Genomic DNA, 19,056 nt, shown 5'->3' on the forward strand with positions numbered 1-19,056 from the left:
TCGTAGGTTCCTGGAAGGGCTCAGCCCTGGCTCTCGGATGCCGGCAGTGCGCTGGCGCTGGCCACCGGTGCCTGCCAGTCGCGCGGATCCACCAGCACGCCCTCCTGCAGACGTTCCTGGCCTTCCACCACGACCTTCTCGCCGGCCTTCAGGCCGTGCCGCACCAGCCATTGCCGGTTGACGCTGCCGTCCACCTCCAGCGTGCGGATCACCGCTTTGCCATCGGCCGCAATGACCCAGGCATACGCCTGGCCGCCGGCGCTGCGCAGCACTGCCTGCTGGGGCAGCAGCAACGCGCTGGCCGGCGCACCACGTGGCACCCGGGCACGTACATACATGCCCGGTAACAGCTGCCGCTCAGGATTGTCGACCAGGATGCGCAGGACCACATCGCCGGTGCGTGCATCGACATTGACACCGGAGAACAGCAGCCGGCCACGCTCAGGCAGCGGCGTACCCGCCGCGCCGATGATCGTCACCGGCAACTCACCGTCCACCGCCTCGCGCCGCAGGGACTGCAGCTGCGATGCAGGTTGGCGCACGTCCACGTAGACCTGGTCGATCTGCTGCACCACCGCCATCGGCTCGGCATCAGCGACGCCGACCAGCGCGCCTTCGGTCACCAATGCCTGGTCGATACGGCCATCGATCGGCGCACTGACCGTCGCATAGCGCAGATCGAGTTGGCGTCGCGCCAGGATCGCGCGTGCCTCGTTGACCGCCGCGCGGGCCTGCTCGTGCTCGGCACTGGCATCGTCGCGATGCTGCTGGCTGACCGCCTGCGCAGCGGCCAGCGCCTGCAGCCGCTGCGACTGCACACGGCTGCGGCCGAGGGCGGCCTCACTGCGCTGCAGGGCCGCCAGGGCCGAATCAACGTCGGCACGGAACGCCGCCGGGTCGATCTGGAACAGCGGCTCCCCGGCACGTACTTCCGCGCCCTGCTCGAACATCCGGCGCTGCACGATACCGCCGACCTGCGCACGGATCTGCGCGGTACGCACCGCCGACACCCGACCGGGCAGTTCATCATCGCGCTGCACCACCTGCGGGCCGACGGTGACCACGCTGACGCGCGGCACGGCTTCGACGGTGGGTTCGGGGCGGGAGCAGGCCGTCATGGCCAAGGCGAAGGCCGCGACCAGCGCGACCGGAGTCCTGAAGGTTCTCATTGCAGTGCACAGTGCCGCAGGCGCGGCTGAGGAATCATGAAGCGCGCAGTGTGCGCAGCGATGATGGGGTTTCGATGGAGGAAGTGTGGAGATACGATGGAGGGCAAGCACCTTCCGGCCTCGCCTTGCCATGCATGCCTCCCCTGCCCTCGCGGCGCTGGTCCTGATCGTCGAGGACGAAGCCGAGATCGCCGACATTCTTGCCGCCTACCTTGAACGCGAAGGCCTGCGCACCCTGCGTGCAGCCGATGGCCAGGCGGCCCTGGACATGCATCGCAGCATGCGCCCGGACCTGGTACTGCTGGATGTGCAGCTGCCGCGACTGGATGGCTGGAGCGTGCTGACCCAGCTGCGCCAGCGCGGTGAAACACCGGTCATCATGCTGACCGCGCTGGACCAGGATCTGGACAAGCTGACCGCGCTGCGGATGGGCGCCGATGACTACGTGGTCAAACCGTTCAACCCGGCAGAGGTGGCCGCGCGCGTGCGTGCAGTACTGCGGCGCACGCTGCGCAGTTCGCGGGCGGATGCGCCCAGCGCCCTGCGCGTCGGCCCCTTGCTGATCGACACCGCCACCCACGCGGTGCATGTGGAAGGCGACGGTTACAGCCACGAGCTGCTGCTGACCCTCACCGAGTTCAAGCTGCTGCATTGCATGGCGTTGGCGCCGTCACGGATCTTCAGCCGCAGCGAGCTGATGCACGAATGCCTGCCGGAAAGCGAAGCGCTGGAGCGCACCGTGGACAGCCATGTGAGCAAGCTGCGGCGCAAACTGGACGAAGTAGGCCTCACCCAGATCCCGGCCAGCGTGCGTGGCGTCGGCTACCGCCTGATGGCCGACCGCTGATGCGCCGCTCCGGGCTCAGCCGGCACATCATCGTGTCGATGTCGCTGATGGTCGTTGGTGTCATCGTGATGGTGATCCTCTCTTCGTGGCTGCTGTACGCCGTGCTGATCGAGTTCTTCCCGGCCAGCGCCGAAGAGCCGGAAGGATGGTTGCCGACCGGACCTGAGCTGGCGTGGATGGTCGGGGTGATCCTGACCGGCCTGGCGCTGGCGATTGCCGCCTCGGTCCGCCTGGCCCACCGCATCCTGTCGCCGCTCAATTCACTGGTGGACAGCGTGCGCGCGCTGGCGGGCGGCGATCTCGGCGCACGCGCCACCGCCGAGGCCAACTCCCCCGGCGAGGTCGCAGCGCTGGTGGACGACTTCAACGCGATGGCGCGCCGCCTGCAGCACATGGAAAGCGAGCGGGTGATGTGGCACGCGGCCATCGCCCATGAACTGCGCACGCCGGTGACGATTCTGCGCGGCCGCCTGCAGGGCCTGGCCGAAGGCGTGTTCCAGCCCGATGAGTCACAGTTCCGCAGCCTGCTGGCGCAGGTCGAGGGCCTGTCACGGTTGATCGAGGACCTGCGGGTGCTGAGCCTGGCCGACAACGCCCGCCTCGACGTGCGCCGCGCCCGCACCGACGTCGTGGCCGAAGTGCATTCAGTGATGACCCTGGTCGATCCCGCCTTCCGCAGCGCTGGCTTCGTGCTTGAGCTGGAAACCAGCCGCGAGGAGCACCCCGCCCATTGCGATCCGACGCGATTGCGGCAGGCGCTGCTGGCCTTGCTGGAGAACGCGCGCCGCTATGCCAACCCGGGCAAGGTACGCATCGCTGTGCATGACACCGTGGCCCACGTGCAGGTGGCGATCGAGGACGAAGGCCCCGGCATCGACCCGGCCCTGCACGCGGACATCTTCAATCCGTTCATGCGTGGCGACGGCTCGCGGTCACGCCTGGGCGGTGGCAGTGGACTCGGCTTGGCGGTGGTCAAGGCCATCGCCGATGCGCACGGCGGCCAGGTCTACTGCACGCCGGGCACGGCCGGCGGCAGTCGTTTCGTCATCGAGCTGCCGCGCCAGTAGGCGGCACTTCGGCTGCCTGCTCACGCACGCGCGCACCCAAGGCAGCGAGATTGCGGTCGATATCAGCCAGCTCGCGCTGCTGTGATGGCGGCAACTGCGCGCGCAGCTGCACGCGCAGCGCCTGCCAGGCGGGGACGGCCCGTGCGCTGGCAGCGGCCGCTGCCCGTGCGACTTCCGCCTGCTCTTCCGCCTGCGGCAGGCCATAACCCGCGTCAGCCAGCAACGGGCCCGGTCGCAACCACTGTCCACTCTGCTCCAGCAAGGCGCGCAGCGAACGGGTAGCGCTGCTATCCGGGTTGGCCAGCAGGCGTCGCTTCAGTGCATCGCGTGCGCGCAGCTCCGCGCGTCGCTGCGCTGCCTGTTCCAGCAGCAGCAAGCCGGCGCTGGCACGCACATCACCGCGCAGCAACCAGGGTGCGCGCTGCTGCGCCGGCATCGCCAGCCAAGCGCGCACATCGCGCGCCGGCAATGTCGCCTGCGCAGCGGCAACCGAGAACAACTGCTGGTAGTGATCGCGCGCAGACGCAAAGTAGTAGCCCTGCGCCTGGGCCTGCCCGGGATCGGCCAGCACCTGCTCGTCCAGGGCATCCAGCCGCGCCAGCCGTCGCCGCAACCCGCGCGGAGTCAGCTGTGCCAGGCCCGCCTCGCCCAGCCGCGGCACGCCGGCCTGCAGCAGCTTCGCCGTCTCCACCGCGCAGTTGTTGCTGACGAAGTAGTAGCGGCCGTCATAACTCCAGTGCACCTGCGCGGTACGCTCGAGCAGGCTGGCGATCTCGCTGCGGTCCAGCTGCAGCGGCAACGAGGCCAATCCGCGCAGTTCGACCTTGGTGTATTCGTCCACCACCTGCTGCAGCGGCAGCACGAACAGGCGCGAAGGATAGCCACCGGTCAGGCCGCGCCAGTTGGAAATCTGCACATCGCCGACGAAGGCGCGGAAGGACAGCACCCGATGATGCTCAAGGTCCAGCCTGCAGTCCGGTCCCGGCACGCGGCCAGGACGACAGATCACCAGCCGCAGCATGCTGTGGCCCCAACGACTCATCGGCTGCGCACTGCCTTCGGCGAACAGATAGTCCACGGCGTACACCCGGGCCGGGTCCAGTGCCAACAGCGAGGCGGCGCCCTCTTCTGCGTCGGCCTGCAGCAGCGGCACCGTGTCCGCGCAGTGCGGCGCAGGCAACGATGGCGGCGTACCGAAATGCGCCTGATACCACTGTGCCAAGGCGGGGCGGCGGCACGCGAACTCTGCATCCAGCACGAAGTGTTCGGCGTTCACCGCCAGGTACTCGGCCGGATCCTTCAGTTCATAGGCATCCGGGCTGCGGTCACGAAAGGCATTGTCACCGCGACCCAGATGCCAGGGCTTGCGCTGCCAACCGGCAAGGTCGCGCCAGCGGGCGCTGCGTGACCACTGCGCACCGTTGCGGTCGGCAACATGGGTCAGTTCGTGCACCAGCGCGCTGCGCCGGGCGCGACGGGCGCCGGCCACGTCTTCATCCAGCAGGTCGCGGCGCAGCGCGATGCGCCCAGCAAAGGCACGGCCATGCACGTCGGCAGGCAGGTCGTCACGCCAACCGACCAGCACCTGCGCGGGCAATGCACGCAGCAGGCCGTCGGGCAGCAACGACTGCACATCACGCAGTGTCTGCGTTGCAACCTGCTGCTGCGCCGGGCTCAGCCCGGCCGGGTCCAGTTGCAGGCGCTCAGCCGCATGCGCAGCGTGAGCGACCAGCAGTAGAGCCACGCCATGCGTGGCTGCTGTGATTCCCCACCCGCGCCTGGCTTCCAGCCGAGCATGGCTCGGCTCTACAAAGACCGATCCGGCGGGTGCCACGCGGTGTGGATCAACGCGCCAGCAGGGCGCGGGCCAGCTGCAGGTCGCTCTGCTGCTGTGCAGCTGCGTCCTGCTCGCGCAGGTGCACCAGTGCCGCCTGCAGGCGTGCGCCGCGGATCTGGCCATCGCTGGCAACAAACGCCGCCGCATCATCGCGCGCAGCCAGCACCACCTTGTCATCGCCCGAGCTGCTGCCCGAGGAACCCGAAGACGCGCCCGTCGCCGAACCGGCCGAGGTACCTGCGAAACTCGAAGCGAAGCCGACCAGCGGCAGGGACAACAGGGCAAGCAGCAGGAACGGACGGATCATGGTGGCGAAGTTCATCGATTGGGTGGGTGGAGCGTAACGGCTGCGTGAAGTCTTTGCGTGTGTCAAAGGTCGAACAATTTGCCGGGATTCAGCCGGCCTTCGGGATCAAACGCGCGCTTGACCGCTTTCATCAGCGCGATCTCGGCCGGGCCACGGGTGCTGTCCAGGTAGCCCTTCTTGACCAGCCCGATACCGTGCTCGGCCGAAATGCTGCCATTGAACCGCGCCAGCACCTGCGCCAGCAGCTTGGTCACGTGCTCGCACTGGGTCACGAAATCGGCGTCGCGGGTGTCATCCGGCTTGAGCACGTTGATATGCAGGTTGCCGTCACCGATATGGCCGAACCAGACCACATCGAAATGCGGGTAGGCGTCACCGATCAGCGCCTGGGTCTCGGCCAGGAACGCGGGCATCGACGAGATCCGCACCGAGACATCGTTCTTGTAGGGCTTGTAGCGCGCCAGCGCCTCGGTGATGCCCTCGCGCAGGCGCCACAGCTGCGCCGCCTGGGCATCGCTGGCACTGATCACCCCGTCACTGACCCAGCCATTGCCCATGCAGTCTTCGAAGGCGGCCATCGCTGCGGCTTCCTGCGCGTCATCACCGGCAGCGAACTCGGTCACCACGTAATAGGGATGTACTTCATCGAACGGTGCCTGCGCGCCGTGTGAGAGCACGTGTTCCAGCGCACGGTCGGTGAAGAATTCGAAGGCCTGCAGCTGCAGGCGCGCGCGGAACGCGGCGAACACCTGCATCAGCACCTCGAAGCTGGGCAGCGCAAGCAGCATCACGTTGCTGGCCGGCGGCGGGTCGGTGAGCTTCACCGTGGCCTCGACGATCACGCCCAAGGTGCCCTCCGAACCAATCAGCAGCTGGCGGAAGTCGTACCCGCTGGAGTTCTTGATCAGGCCTTTGTTGAGCTCGAGCAGGTCGCCCGTGGCCGTGACCACCTTCAGGCCGGCAATCCATTCACGGGTATTGCCGTAGCGGATCACCCGGATGCCACCGGCATTGGTGGCGATGTTGCCGCCGATCGAACACGAGCCGCGCGCCGCGAAGTCCACCGGATAGATGAGGCCATGTTCCAGCGCGGCGTTGTGCAGCGCCTCCAGCGGCATGCCAGCCTGCACCACCAGGGTACGGTCGACCGCGTCGTAGTCCAGCGCCTTGTTCATCCGCTCCAGGCTCAGCACCAGCTCGCCGTTCGCCGCCACAGCGCCACCGGACAGGCCGGTACGACCGCCGGATGGCACCACCGCAACGCCCTCGGCCGCGCTCCAGCGCATCACCGCCTGCACCTCTTCGACCGTGGCCGGCAACGCGATCGCCAGCGGCGCCGGCGTCCAGCGCCGGGTCCAGTCGCGACCGTAATGCTCCAGGTCGGCAGGGTCGGTCTTCAGCTTCAGGCCGGGACAGGCCTGCTGCAGCGAGGCGATGCGGGAATCGGTCATGACGGTCCAGCGCGGTGCGTGAAGAACGGGCAAGCGTGCCAGTGGCTGGGCCCAGCGTCCAGCCCCGCAGCGCCTTCAATAGCTGCAGTTGCAACCAATTGCGCACTGCACCATGGGCGTTGCGATCTGGCATAGTGGTCGGCCCCTGTCCCACTGGCCGTGCCGCCCCATGTCGCCGAAGAAGACCTCGTTCCCGAAGCAGGATATCCGCGTGCTGTTGCTGGAGGGGGTCAGCCAGACCGCCGTCGAGGTGTTCAGCGCCGCCGGCTACAGCCAGATCGAGGCGCATACCAAGGCATTGCCCGAGGACGAACTGAAGGCGCGCATCGCCGAGGCGCACATCGTCGGCATCCGTTCGCGCACCCAGCTCAGCGCCGAGGTGCTGGCCGAGGCCAAGCGCCTGATTGCGGTCGGCTGCTTCTGCATCGGCACCAACCAGGTCGACCTGGATGCGGCTGAGCTGGCCGGCATTCCGGTATTCAACGCGCCCTACTCCAACACCCGCAGCGTCGCCGAGCTGGTGATCGCCGAAGCCATCATGCTGACCCGTGGCATCCCGCAGAAGAACGCCGAGTGCCATCGCGGCGGCTGGTCGAAGTCGGCCAGCGGCAGCCACGAGGTGCGCGGCAAGACGCTGGGCATCATCGGCTACGGCCACATCGGCACCCAGGTGGGCGTACTGGCCGAATCGCTGGGCATGCAGGTGATCTTCCACGACGTGGAAACCAAGCTGTCGCTGGGCAATGCCCGTGCCGCGGCCAGCCTGGACGACCTGCTGGCGCGCGCCGACATCGTCACCCTGCACGTGCCGGAGACGCCGTCCACGCAGTGGATGATCGGCAGCACCGAGCTGGCGAAGATGCGCCGTGGCGCGCACCTGATCAACGCTGCCCGCGGCACCGTGGTCGACATCGATGCGCTGGATGCTGCGCTGGCCAGCGGCCACATCGGCGGCGCGGCGCTGGACGTGTTCCCGGTCGAGCCGAAGGGCAACGGCGATATCTTCGAATCGCCGCTGACCCGCCACGATAACGTGATCCTGACCCCGCACGTGGGCGGCAGCACGCTGGAAGCGCAGGACAACATCGGCATCGAAGTGGCCGCCAAGCTGGTGCGCTACAGCGACAACGGCAGCACCCTGTCGGCGGTCAACTTCCCGGAGGTGACCCTGCCCGAGCACGCCGACAGCCTGCGCCTGCTGCACATCCACCAGAACGTGCCGGGCGTGCTCTCCAAGGTCAACGAGATCTTCTCGCGGCACAACGTCAACATTGACGGCCAGTTCCTGCGCACCGACCCGAAGGTCGGCTATGTGGTGATCGACATCACCGCCAGCGAGGAGCAGGCCAGCGCGGTGCGTGACGAGTTGGCGGCGATCCCGGGCACGTTGCGTACGCGCATTCTGTATTGATGGTAGCGCCGGGCCATGCCCGGCGGAATGCATCCGGCACCACGCCATCCACGCATGGCGTGGAACTACTGGCAATGCGCCATCCACGCATGGCGGGGATCTACTGGCATCGCGCTATCCACGCATGGCGGGGATCTACTGACATTGCGCCATCCACGCATGGCGTGGATCTACTGGCATCGCGCTATCCACGCATGGCGTGGATCTACTGGCATTGCGCTATCCACGCATGGCGGGGATCTACTGACATTGCGCCATCCACGCATGGCGTGGATCTACCGGGTTGCAGTAGAGCCACGCCATGCGTGGCTGCCCCCTGTCAGCGCGCCAACCACCGGCGCGCCATGCGCTGCATCGACTCGTCCGATTCCGGATCGGCGGCGACTTCGGCCACCGGCCGCCAGGCCAGCTCCAGCGACTCTTCGCTGAGCACGAAATCCTCTCCGCCCAGCGCGCGGATCACGAAACGCACGTCGTAGTGCCAGTGCCCCGGCACGTCCTTGCGTTCGGGAATCCAGTGCTTGTCCAGGTCGAAGATCGCCGGATCGTCCAGCACCAGCCCGGTCAGGCCAGACTCCTCTTCGGCCTCTTTCAGCGCCACCCGGGCCAGGTCGCGGTCACCGTCGGCGTGGCCGCCCAGCTGCAGCCAGCGCTGCAGCTTGCGGTGGTGGGTCAGGAGCAGGCGCTGCCCATCGGCGCTGACCAGCCAGCAGCTGGCCGTAAAGTGGCCGGCCAGCCGCTCGCGGCGGAAAGCATCTTCCACATCGTCGATCAATGTGCCGAATTCGGCAGCGAGGGCGTCGTGGGCGGGTTCTTTGCGCGCATAGTCATGCAGCAGGCTGCGCAGGCGATCGTCAAGCACGGCAAGGGATTCGGTGGTTTCGCTCATGAATGCGGGGTGCCCGGAAAAATACCGGCCATTATCGCCGTTCATTGTTGCGTTTGCGCTTGTGCGGTGCCTTCAGCATTGGCTAAGGTACAGCGGGCCGTTCGCACGGCCTTCACCATTCAGGCCGCTGGCAACGTACCGGCGGCCCTCCCAATCCGATCATCAGGAAGTACTGCATGCTGAAAGCTCTGTTGAGGGTCAAGCCGGTCGAACCGGCCGGGCACGTCGATGCCGGCGAACCCATCGAAGGCAGCCTGGACGGCGAAGCCACGTTGAAACGGACCCTCACGGCGAAACACCTCATCATGCTCGGCATTGGTGCGGTGATCGGCGCAGGTATCTTCGTGCTCACCGGCCAGGCCGCGGCCAACCACGCCGGCCCGGCGGTGATGCTGTCGTTCGTGTTCGCCGGCATCGCCTGCGCGCTGGCCGGCCTGTGCTACGCCGAGTTCGCAGCAATGATGCCGGTCTCCGGCAGCGCCTACTCCTATTCTTACGCCACGCTTGGCGAAGGCATGGCCTGGTTCATCGGCTGGTGCCTGGTGCTGGAGTACCTGTTCGCCTCGGCCTCGGTCGCGGTGGGCTGGTCGGCGTACCTGATCAGCTTCATCACCACCACGCTGCACATGCCGTTCCCGGATGCGCTGAGTGCGGCGCCGATCGCCTGGAACGGGCACGAGTTCGCCGCCTCCGGCAAGCTGTTCAACCTGCCGGCGGTCCTGATCGTGGCGGCGGTGACCGGCCTGCTGTATGTGGGCGTGACCCAGTCCGCATTCGTCAACGCGATCATTGTCGCCATCAAGGTGTTCGTGATCTGCCTGTTCGTGGGTATCGGTGCGGCCCACGTGGACCCGGCCAACTGGCACCCGTTCATCCCGGAAAACACCGGCGTGTCCGGCGAGTTCGGCTGGAGCGGCGTGTTCCGCGCGGCCACCATCGTGTTCTTCGCCTACATCGGCTTCGATGCAGTCTCCACCGCCGCCGGTGAAACCAAGGACCCGCAGCGCAACATGCCGATCGGCCTGCTCGGCTCGCTGGCGGTCTGCACCATCGTCTACATCATCGTCTGCGCGGTGCTGACCGGCATGCTGCCGTACCACCTGCTGGGCACCGACAAGCCGGTGGCCACCGCGCTGGAAGCCTACCCGAGCCTGTCGTGGCTGAAGACCGCCGTGGAAATCGGCGCGATCGCCGGCCTGTCTTCGGTGGTGCTGGTGATGATGATGGGCCAGACCCGCATCGCCTACACCATCTCGCGCGACGGCCTGCTGCCCAAGGTATTCGGCAAGGTCCACACGCGCTTCCGCACGCCGTACTGGGCCACGATCGTGGTGGGCGTCATCGCCGCCTCGCTGGCCGGCCTGGTGCCGCTGAACGTGCTCGGCGAACTGGTCTCCATGGGCACTCTGCTGGCCTTCGCTACGGTCTGCATCGGCGTGCTGATCCTGCGCTACACCCGCCCGGAACTGCACCGCCCGTTCCGCGTGCCGCTGGTGTGGGTGATCTGCCCGCTGGGCGCGCTGTCGTGCCTGTTCCTGTTCTGGCAGGCGTTCGTGGTGCATTGGCACCTGTTCGTGGGCTGGACTGTGCTGGGCCTGCTGATCTACTTCGGCTACGGCATCCGCCACAGCAAGCTGGCCAAGTCGCCTTGATCCTCCCGACGGGCCGGCGTTGCGCCGGCCCGTCCGATTTCATCCGCGCAGCGTTTCCGCTGCGCTTCGACAAGACACTCCTGACATGCTCAAGCAACTCTGGGCCACCAAGCACCCGCATGCCGCCCATGAAGACGCCAACGGCCTGAGCCTGCGTCGCCACCTCGGTCCCTGGGGCCTGACCGCGCTGGGCATCGGCGCGGTGATCGGCGGCGGCATTTTCGTCATCACCGGCCAGGCCGCCGCCAACCACGCCGGCCCGGCAATCATGCTGTCCTTCGTGCTGGCCGCCATCTGCTGCGCCTTCTGCGCGCTGGCCTACGCCGAGTTCGCGTCGATGGTACCGGTCTCCGGCAGCGCCTACACCTACACCTACGCCACTTTCGGCGAGCTGTCGGCCTGGTTCATCGGCTGGATGCTGGTACTCGAATACGGCGTCTCCGCCTCGGCAGTCGCGGTCAGCTGGACCGGCTATTTCCTCAGCCTGCTCAGCCAGTTCGACATCCATCTACCGGCGGCACTGGTCAGTGCCCCGCTCGACGCACAGTTGCGCCCGACCGGCGCGATCGCCAACCTGCCGGCCGCCGCCCTGGTGCTGCTGCTGACCTGGCTGTGCTACGTCGGCATCAGCAAGTCCTCGGCGATGAACATGGCGATGGTCGTGCTCAAGACCGGCCTGATCGTGCTGGTCATCGTGGTCGGCTGGAAGTACGTGGACACCAGCAACTGGACCCCGTTCATCCCGACCAACGAAGGCCCCGGAAAGTACGGCATGGAAGGCGTGCTGCGCGGCGCGGCGATGGTGTTCTTCGCCTACATCGGTTTCGAGGCGGTATCGGTGGCCGCGCAGGAGTCGAAGAATCCGCAGCGCGACATGCCGTTCGGCATGATGCTGTCACTGGTGGTCTGCACCGTGCTGTACATCGCGATGGCCGCGGTGATGACCGGCCTGGTGCCGTTCCAGCTGCTCGGCACCGACGAGCCGGTGGTGACTGCGGTGGCGGCCCACCCACAGCTGGGCTGGCTGCGCTGGGTAGTCGAGATCGGCGCACTGGTCGGCCTGTCCTCGGTGGTGCTGGTGATGATCATCGGCCAACCGCGCATCTTCATGATCATGGGCCGCGACGGCCTGCTGCCGCCGGTGTTCACCAAGATCCACCCGAAGTACCGCACCCCGCACATCAACACTGTGATCACCGGCATCGGCATCGCGCTGCTGGCGGCGCTGTTCCCGCTGGACATCCTCGGCGAACTGACCTCGATGGGCACGCTGATCGCGTTCGCTGCCGTGTGTGCTGGCGTGCTGATCCTGCGCCGCACCCAGCCGGACCTGCCGCGCCCGTTCCGCATGCCGATGGCCTGGCTGATCTGCAGCCTGGGCGTGCTGAGCTGCGTGGCGCTGCTGTCGGCGATGACGATGCACAACTGGATGCTGATGGGCGTGTGGACGTTCGTCGGCTTCGTGATCTATTTCTGCTACGGCTTCAGGCACAGCCGCCTGCGGGTGAAGTAAAGGAATTGCAGGGCCTGCGGCCCTGCACCGGCCGTTGAAGCCCGAGCAATGGCACCGGCGACAGCGGGACTGAGGGTTTGGCGGGACGGGTTGGGTTCGCGGGGGGCGCCGTGAACTCATCCATGAGGGCTTGTCCGCGGCATCCATGCCGCGGACACCCCCGCGAACCCAACCCGCCCCACCGCCGACAGTCTCCTGGTGCGTCCGGTAGATCCACGCCATGCGTGGATATCGGCGGCACCATAAATGTGTCGGCTATCGGATGAGGATCACCTGCGGCCAAACCAGATGGTCTTCTGTATCCAACCGGCACCGCCCATGCAACCCATGAAGTACTCATGGTTACCGTTGGCATTGACGTCCACGGTGTAGCGTTCTGTCTTTGGCATCAACATCTTCTTGTATTTGCCATCCACGTCGCATGTCTCGCCTTCCTTGCAGACGGTCAGCACCTCGATCTCCTCGGTGCGCTCGACAACTTCCATCTTCTCCGGCCACTTCTCGTTGGCCTCTGCCCTGCAGCGCCACCGCGACTCATCCAGCGGATCAGCGTGATCACTGAAGCGGGCCCATTCGGTCGCACAACCGCCGGTCAACAGCGCAAGTCCCGCAGCAATGGCCATTCGCATACACGTACCCATCTCCATCATCCTTTCCCTGCCATGTCGCGGCGTTAACGCGCCGCTTCCGGTTTCGGTTGCCACAGCCAGCGATCCTGTTACGACCGGCCCCCAGCTCCACATGCTGCCGGCATGGTTGCCTCGGCTCCGTTGAGCATCAATCGGTCGAGCAGCTGTCGTCCGCTGCGCCGGCCTCGGCTAGCGGCGATTGAACCAGATGAGCTGCTGCTGCCAGCCGGCACCTGCCATGCAGGCATTGAACTCGCTGCTGCGGTCGGACGCGTTGACGTCCACGATGTAGCTCTCCTCTTTCGGCATCGGCACCATGTTGTACTTGCCGTCAATGGCGCAGACTTCATCAAGCCTGCAGGGCACCTTGCGGTCCTCATAGACGGTGCGCGTGGCCACTTCATTCCTTACCGGCCAGTGATCGTCGGCCTGCGCCCTGCAACTCGAATGGGCGGGGCCAAATGGCCGCGCTGCGGCATCCATCCTCACCCATTCCATCGTGCAGCCACTGCTGGCCAGCACGATGCCGATCACCCCCATCATCCCCATCGCGCGCGTGATCATCGAAATACTCCTGTCCTTGGTGCTCGCCGGAACTCCTGCGGCCATCCGATGGTGTTTCGCGGCGCGGAAGCTGTCCATGACCGGAATCGCTTCCAGCGCCCGCGCCGCCCTCCCCATTCAGCCAGCGCTGTGCTTGTGTCGATCCAAGGCCTGCCCAATGGTCTTCCGAATGCAACCGGCGCGGTCAGGCAGCCGATGAAGTGCTCGTGATTCCCGTTGGCGTTGCCGTCTACGATGCAGCACTCGATATCCGCGTGCGCCTCTTCCCTGCGCCGCTCCGACATCAACGTGCCGCTTCTGATTTGCGCTGCCAGAGCCAGCGCTCCTGCTCCGACCAGCCCCAGTACCACATGCAGCTCTTGTACGCGCTGCTGCGGCTGTCTTGGTTCACATCCATGACGTAGCTCTCGATCTGCGGCTGCTGCACGCGGTTGTACTTTCCATCCACGTCGCACTTGCTCTTGTCGTCTTCCCTGCACTTCTCCAGCTGCTCCACGTACACGGTTCGCATGGCCACTTCGTTCTTCACCGGCCACTGCCCCCTCGATTCCGTAGAACAGTAATCGGTCGAGTAGCTGTATTCCGCTGCATTTGTACGCGGCACCCACTCGGTCACACAGCCACTGGTGGATACCACCACCAGGATCAGCCCCGCACCTGCAAGTCGCCTGCACCACATCGTGCTCCTTTCCATGCCGCCCCCTTTTCATCAGTGCCGATTCGATCGTGGCTACGACGCAATGGGCTTGTCCACGACCGGAACCGCTTTCACCAGCGACGGCCAAGCGCCTGTTCATCTGACGGCAGGCCTGTCTCGATCCAAACGCCTGCAAAGCCCCACGAGCAAGGCGCAGCGACCGTTTGCGCAGGCCCCGGAGGGGAGTTCACCGCGCGTCCTGCGCAGCCCGACCGACCCAATCCCGGATCCTGTTTTTATCCCTCGTCACAAGGACCTCAGCCGCTGGCCGAATCCAGTAAAATCGCCCGCATGGACACCCCCACCTTCCCCTACGACACCGCGCGCCTGAGCGAACTGGCCCAGCTGCTGATCGACAACGTCCGCGAACTGGCCCAGGCCGGCTGGACCCCGGCCACCAGCAGCAACTTCTCCCACCGCCTGGATGACCGCCACGCCGCGATCACCGTGTCCGGCAAGGACAAGGGCCGCCTGATCGAAGACGACATCATGGTGGTGGACTTCGATGGCAAGGCCGTTGGCCGCCCGTTGCGCCCGTCCGCCGAAACTCTGCTGCATACACAGCTGTACCGCCGGTTCCCGGAGATCGGCTGCGTACTGCACACCCATTCGCCAGTGCAGACCATCGCCTCGCGGCTGTATGCACCGCAGGGCCATATCCGGGTGGAAGGCTACGAACTGCTGAAGGCCTTCGCCGGCAACAGCACCCATGAGATGGCCATTGATATTCCGGTGTTTGCCAACACCCAGGACATGGATGTGCTGTCTGCGCAGGTCGACGCCCTGCTCGATACCCAGACCCTGTGGGGCTACCTGATCGATGGCCATGGCTTGTATGCCTGGGGCCGCGACATGGCCGAAGCGCGCCGGCACATGGAAGCGTTCGAGTTCCTGCTGCACTGCGAGCTGGAGCTGCGCAAGCTGCGCGGTTGATCCAGTGATGCAGATTCCCATCTGGAATCTGCGCCCTGCCCCCGCCCTGCTACCCTGTATTCCCCCCGAGACGTTCAAGCTGCCGCCATGAGCCGACTGCGCATCTACGACGACACCCGCCCCGAATCGCCGCTGCTGGACACCCAGGACGGCGCCCTCATCGCTGCCGAACTGAAGAAGATCGGCGTCACCTTCGAACGCTGGCAGGCCGCCGCACCGGTCGCACCCGGCGCCAGCCAGGATGAAGTGTTTGCCGCCTACCGTGCCGACATCGACCGCCTGGTTGCCGAACACGGTTTCAAGAGCGTGGACGTGGCCTCGATCGCACCGGACAACCCGAACCGCGCCGAGCTGAGGAAGAAGTTCCTCGACGAACACTTCCACAAGGAAGACGAAGTACGCTTCTTCGTCGCCGGCTCCGGCCTGTTCACCCTGCACGTGGGCGACAAGGTGTACGAGATCGAGTGCGTGAAGGATGACCTGATCGCCGTGCCCGACGGCACCACCCACTGGTTCGACATGGGTGATGAGCCGAGCTTCGTGGCGATCCGCTTCTTCACCGAGCCGGATGGCTGGGTCGGTCACTTCACCGGCACCGACATCGCGCAGAAGTTCCCCCGTTACATTCCGACCCAGGCGTCCTGATCCATGCAGCCCCGCGTCATCCTGACCGACATCGAAGGCACCACCAGCAGCATCTCGTTCGTCAAGAACGTGCTGTTCCCGTACGCACGCCAGGCACTACCCGGTTTCGTGGCCGAACATGGCCAGCAGCCGGAGGTACGCCGCTGGCTGGACGCCGTCGCCACCGAGATCGGTGGCGCCTGTCAGGACAGCCTGGTGGCCGAGACCCTCCAGGGCTGGATCGACCAGGACCGCAAGCACACCGCACTGAAAGCCCTGCAGGGACTGATCTGGGATGCCGGCTACCGCCGCGGCGACTACACCGCGCACTTCTATCCGGAAGTGGCATCGGTGTTGAAGGGCTGGCACGCATCGGGCCTTCCGCTGTATGTGTACTCCTCCGGCTCGGTGCCGGCGCAGAAACTGTTCTTCGGCTTCAGCGATGCCGGTGATCTCAGTCCGCTGGTGTCGGGCTGGTTCGACACCGAAGTCGGTGGCAAGCGCGATGCCGACAGCTACCGCACCATCGTACAGGCCATCGGCGTTCCCGCTGGCGAGATCCTGTTCCTGTCCGACGTGGTCGAGGAACTGGACGCGGCGCGCGAAGCCGGTCTGCAGACGCGTCTGATCGATCGCCTGGACGACTACCCGATGCCACGCATCGGTGACGCCGCCAACGGCCACGATCGCGTCGAGAACTTCCAGCAGATCCAGCTGTAAGCAAGAAGGTGTGCGGACCAACGGTCCGCACCCACCCGATGATCGGCTTTCCGGTTCTGGTAGATGCCAACCAAGGTTGGCATCTGCCAAAGCGTGTCCCTCAACGATCGTTGAGGGTCTTCACCTTCAGCGCCTCGCGCAACGTTTCCAGATCCACCGGGCCACGCACGGCGATATCACGGGTTTCGCCCGGCAGCAGGTCCAGCAGGTTGTCTTCCACCTGCACGTCGAGCGCGCCGAAATCGATCCAGGCCGCGCGCACCAGCGCAGCGCTCTGCAGCCGCAGGCGGTAATGGTCCCCGTCGATCGCCAGGGTTGATTTCAACTGCTGGCGTGGCAGCAACTGGTCCTTGGCTTCGACGAATCCAACCACCTGCCGCGCCGCCACCCTGCCGTCCTGCAGCAGCTCGAACACGGCCACTGTCCGTGCAGGATCGGCGCCGGCCAGCAATTCGGCATCGGCGTAGTTGCCGATATCGGTGACCCCGGCAGCGGTCAGCGTCACCGCCTGCTCGCGCCGACGCAGCACCTTGCCTTCCACGTCCATCACCCGCAGGCGCCACCGTGCATCCAACGGCGTGGCCTGGTCATTGATCAGGCGCACGCGTGTCCTGCCCTCATCGCGCAGCGCCGCCACGGTGACCGGCGCGAAGAAGCGGCGCGCCGCATAGTGCAGCGCCTTCCAGCGGCCGAAGTAGTCCACGCTCGACCACGAGGCGCCCGGCCAGACGTCGTTGAGCTGCCAGTACAGCGAACCCATCGTGTAGGGCCGCGAAGCGCGGTGGTGCAATGCCGCCAGCGCAATGCCATCGGCCTGCATCACCTGGCTCAGATAGACGAAGTCCTCGAAGTCCTTCGGCGTGCCGTAGCCCAGCTCGATGTAGTGCAGCAGGCGCGTATTGCCCTCGCCAGCCATGAATTTCTGGTGCGCGCGGATCACCGGGCTGTCGATGCGTTGCTCAGCTCGGGTAGCGATCTGATCCACGGTCGCCACCGCAGGCCAGGCCTGCAGGCCGTACTCGGACATGAAACGCGGGGTTTCGCGCAGATAGGCCTGCACCGGCAATGCCGGATTGCCCCACACCTGCCAGTAGTGCTTGTCACCACGGGTGGAATCGTTGGCCTTCTCGTCCAGATCGTTGCTGGGCGAACTGGACCAGTACGGCACGCCCAGGCCATCCTCGCTCACGACCTGGCGCAGGTCGTTGCCGAACAGATCGACATAGCCCTGCCAGACCTTTGCAGCGAATGCGGGATCAGCGGCCTTCAGGTCGCGACCGTGACCCCAATCCTTCCATGCTGTCTCTTCTTCGTTGTTGCCGCACCACAGCACGATGCTGGGATGGTGGCGCAGCCGGCGCACGTTGTCGCGCGCCTCGGCCACCACGCTGGCGCGGAATGCCGGGTCGTAACCCGGCTGCATGCCACCGCCGAACATGAAGTCCTGCCACACCAGCAGGCCAAGTTCATCGGCGATGTCGAAGAACGCGTCGTCTTCGTAGTAGCCGCCGCCCCAGTTGCGCAGCATGTTCATGTTGGCATCGCGCGCGGCGGTCAGCACCTGGCGCAGGCGTGCAGCATCGACGCGTGCGGGGAAGGCGTCGAACGGGATCACGTTCGCACCCTTGGCGAAGATCGGCACCCCATTGATGACGAAGGCGAAGCCCTGCCCTCCCTTGTCGTCCTGCTCCCGGCGCAGTTCGACCGTACGCAGGCCGATACGCTGCTCGCGCTTCAGCACGGAATCGGCACCATCGTCGAGCGAGGCCAGCACGGTGTAGCGGTCCTGCGCGCCATGTCCCACTGGCCACCAGCGCCGGGGATCGGCCAGTTCAACCGGAACCTCCACGCTGTTCTGGCCAGGCTTCAGCAGCACCGAGCGCTGCACCTGTGCCACGCTGCGACCTTCGGGGTCGCGCACAGCCACATTCACCACGGCCGAGCCGGCAGCACTGCCCTGCTCCACCTGCAATACCACGGCCAGCCTTGCCTTTTCCGCATCAAGCGCGTCGGTACGCACGGCCAGATCGGTCAACCGATGCGCATCCCACGCCTGCAGGTCAACGCCGCGCCAGACGCCGGCGGTGACGTAGCGCGGGCCCCAATCCCAGCCGAAGTGGTAGGCCGGCTTGCGCGCGAAGTTGCCAACCATCGCGTCCTTGGGTTCATCCCCATAGGGCGAAGGATAATTGCCGGCGATCCTGTGCGGCATGGCCTGTACACCCGGCAGCAGCGTGCGGATCGGCGAACGGAACACGATCTGCAGTTCATTGCCCTTCGCTCGCAGGCGACCCTCGACGCGGGCATGCCAGGTGCGGTGGGCATTGTCGGCACGCAGCAGCGGCTTGCCGTTGAGCTTCACCTCGGCATAGGTATCCAACCCATCGAAGCGCAGCTCGGCATTCGGCTTGGCCAGGGTGACGGTGTCCACATCGAAACGGGCGCGGTACTCCCAATCGGCCAGGCCGATCCACTGCAGCTCGGCTTCGGGCGCGCCAACGTAGGGATCGCGGATCAGCTCGTGCGCCAGCAGATCGGTGTGCACGCTGCCCGGCACCGTGGCCGCGCGCCACTGCTGCAGGCCCGGATGTGCCGCGCCCTGCGCGTCGCCAGGCAGCAGGCGGAATTCCCATTGCGCCTGCAGCGGTGCGGCGGTTGCGGGGAATGCGGTCGCCGCGATCAGCAGCAGGAGCAGACGGACAACGAGGGGAAGGCGATGCACGTGATGCTCCTCTTTTTCTGCCAG

General features: G+C 66.1%; 17 protein-coding genes. 8 read left to right on the top strand and 9 right to left on the bottom strand.

The window, feature by feature from the left end; translation table 11 throughout:
• Positions 1–20 precede the first annotated feature (20 nt).
• On the bottom strand, positions 21–1,169 hold the full coding sequence (locus HUT07_RS10090) for an efflux RND transporter periplasmic adaptor subunit (RefSeq protein ID WP_176020829.1): 1,149 nt from the start codon (positions 1,167–1,169) through the stop codon (positions 21–23).
• Between the two features lie 130 nt (positions 1,170–1,299).
• On the opposite strand from HUT07_RS10090, the gene HUT07_RS10095 reads away from it, so the two are divergent.
• Both HUT07_RS10095 and HUT07_RS10100 read left to right on the top strand, forming a co-directional pair.
• Positions 1,300–2,016: a response regulator gene (locus tag HUT07_RS10095; RefSeq protein ID WP_176020830.1), complete on the top strand. Its 717-nt coding sequence runs from the start codon at positions 1,300–1,302 to the stop codon at positions 2,014–2,016.
• Complete coding sequence (locus HUT07_RS10100; protein WP_176020831.1) at positions 2,016–3,083, top strand: ATP-binding protein; 1,068 nt, start codon at positions 2,016–2,018, stop codon at positions 3,081–3,083. The genes HUT07_RS10095 and HUT07_RS10100 overlap by 1 nt, the downstream gene beginning before the upstream one ends.
• On the opposite strand, the gene HUT07_RS10105 is transcribed toward HUT07_RS10100, so the two are convergent.
• The 3 genes from HUT07_RS10105 to HUT07_RS10115 form a co-directional block, all read right to left on the bottom strand.
• Entirely contained in the window at positions 3,061–4,827 is a 1,767-nt protein-coding gene (locus tag HUT07_RS10105; RefSeq protein WP_176020832.1) for a DUF4105 domain-containing protein, read from the bottom strand. The genes HUT07_RS10100 and HUT07_RS10105 overlap by 23 nt on opposite strands.
• A 100-nt stretch (positions 4,828–4,927) precedes the next feature.
• Positions 4,928–5,227 (bottom strand): DUF2388 domain-containing protein, encoded by a 300-nt coding sequence (locus tag HUT07_RS10110; protein ID WP_176022520.1) that lies wholly within the window; start codon positions 5,225–5,227, stop codon positions 4,928–4,930.
• A 62-nt stretch (positions 5,228–5,289) separates the two neighbouring features.
• The gene (locus HUT07_RS10115) at positions 5,290–6,678 is read right to left on the bottom strand and encodes an FAD-binding oxidoreductase (protein WP_176020833.1); all 1,389 of its coding nucleotides are present in this window, start codon (positions 6,676–6,678) and stop codon (positions 5,290–5,292) included.
• A 169-nt stretch (positions 6,679–6,847) separates the two neighbouring features.
• Between HUT07_RS10115 and serA the strand changes: the two genes are divergently transcribed.
• On the top strand, positions 6,848–8,089 hold the full coding sequence (serA, locus tag HUT07_RS10120; RefSeq protein WP_176020834.1) for a phosphoglycerate dehydrogenase: 1,242 nt from the start codon (positions 6,848–6,850) through the stop codon (positions 8,087–8,089).
• A gap of 319 nt (positions 8,090–8,408) precedes the next feature.
• On the opposite strand, the gene HUT07_RS10125 is transcribed toward serA, so the two are convergent.
• Complete coding sequence (locus HUT07_RS10125; RefSeq protein ID WP_176020835.1) at positions 8,409–9,023, bottom strand: NUDIX hydrolase; 615 nt, start codon at positions 9,021–9,023, stop codon at positions 8,409–8,411.
• A gap of 131 nt (positions 9,024–9,154) precedes the next feature.
• Here HUT07_RS10125 and HUT07_RS10130 point away from each other — a divergent pair, with 131 nt between their 5' ends.
• Entirely contained in the window at positions 9,155–10,630 is a 1,476-nt protein-coding gene (locus HUT07_RS10130; RefSeq protein ID WP_176020836.1) for an amino acid permease, read from the top strand.
• A gap of 85 nt (positions 10,631–10,715) precedes the next feature.
• A complete protein-coding gene (locus tag HUT07_RS10135; RefSeq protein WP_176020837.1) occupies positions 10,716–12,143 on the top strand; it encodes an amino acid permease in 1,428 nt (475 codons plus the stop codon).
• A gap of 269 nt (positions 12,144–12,412) precedes the next feature.
• Here the strand turns inward: HUT07_RS10135 and HUT07_RS10140 are convergent, their stop codons facing one another.
• From HUT07_RS10140 to HUT07_RS10150, 3 genes are all read right to left on the bottom strand, one after another.
• The gene (locus HUT07_RS10140; RefSeq protein WP_254898841.1) at positions 12,413–12,847 is read right to left on the bottom strand and encodes a hypothetical protein; all 435 of its coding nucleotides are present in this window, start codon (positions 12,845–12,847) and stop codon (positions 12,413–12,415) included.
• Positions 12,848–12,961: 114 nt separating this feature from the next.
• A complete protein-coding gene (locus tag HUT07_RS10145) occupies positions 12,962–13,414 on the bottom strand; it encodes a hypothetical protein (RefSeq protein WP_254898842.1) in 453 nt (150 codons plus the stop codon).
• Positions 13,415–13,619: 205 nt separating this feature from the next.
• Positions 13,620–13,847 carry a hypothetical protein gene (locus HUT07_RS10150; protein WP_176020838.1) on the bottom strand — a complete coding sequence of 76 codons (228 nt, stop codon included), beginning with the start codon at positions 13,845–13,847 and terminating at the stop codon, positions 13,620–13,622.
• 477 nt (positions 13,848–14,324) lie between these two features.
• On the opposite strand from HUT07_RS10150, the gene HUT07_RS10155 reads away from it, so the two are divergent.
• The 3 genes from HUT07_RS10155 to mtnC all read left to right on the top strand — a co-directional run bounded on the left by HUT07_RS10155 (position 14,325) and on the right by mtnC (position 16,310).
• On the top strand, positions 14,325–14,966 hold the full coding sequence (locus HUT07_RS10155; RefSeq protein ID WP_176020839.1) for a methylthioribulose 1-phosphate dehydratase: 642 nt from the start codon (positions 14,325–14,327) through the stop codon (positions 14,964–14,966).
• 87 nt (positions 14,967–15,053) lie between these two features.
• Positions 15,054–15,611: an acireductone dioxygenase gene (locus tag HUT07_RS10160; protein WP_176020840.1), complete on the top strand. Its 558-nt coding sequence runs from the start codon at positions 15,054–15,056 to the stop codon at positions 15,609–15,611.
• Between the two features lie 3 nt (positions 15,612–15,614).
• On the top strand, positions 15,615–16,310 hold the full coding sequence (gene mtnC / locus HUT07_RS10165) for an acireductone synthase (RefSeq protein ID WP_176020841.1): 696 nt from the start codon (positions 15,615–15,617) through the stop codon (positions 16,308–16,310).
• A 100-nt stretch (positions 16,311–16,410) separates the two neighbouring features.
• Here mtnC and HUT07_RS10170 read toward each other — a convergent pair whose 3' ends face one another.
• The gene (locus HUT07_RS10170) at positions 16,411–19,032 is read right to left on the bottom strand and encodes a glycoside hydrolase family 2 protein (RefSeq protein WP_176020842.1); all 2,622 of its coding nucleotides are present in this window, start codon (positions 19,030–19,032) and stop codon (positions 16,411–16,413) included.
• Positions 19,033–19,056 lie beyond the last annotated feature (24 nt).

It is taken from the genome of Stenotrophomonas sp. NA06056, from assembly GCF_013364355.1.
Classification (GTDB): Bacteria; Pseudomonadota; Gammaproteobacteria; order Xanthomonadales; family Xanthomonadaceae; genus Stenotrophomonas.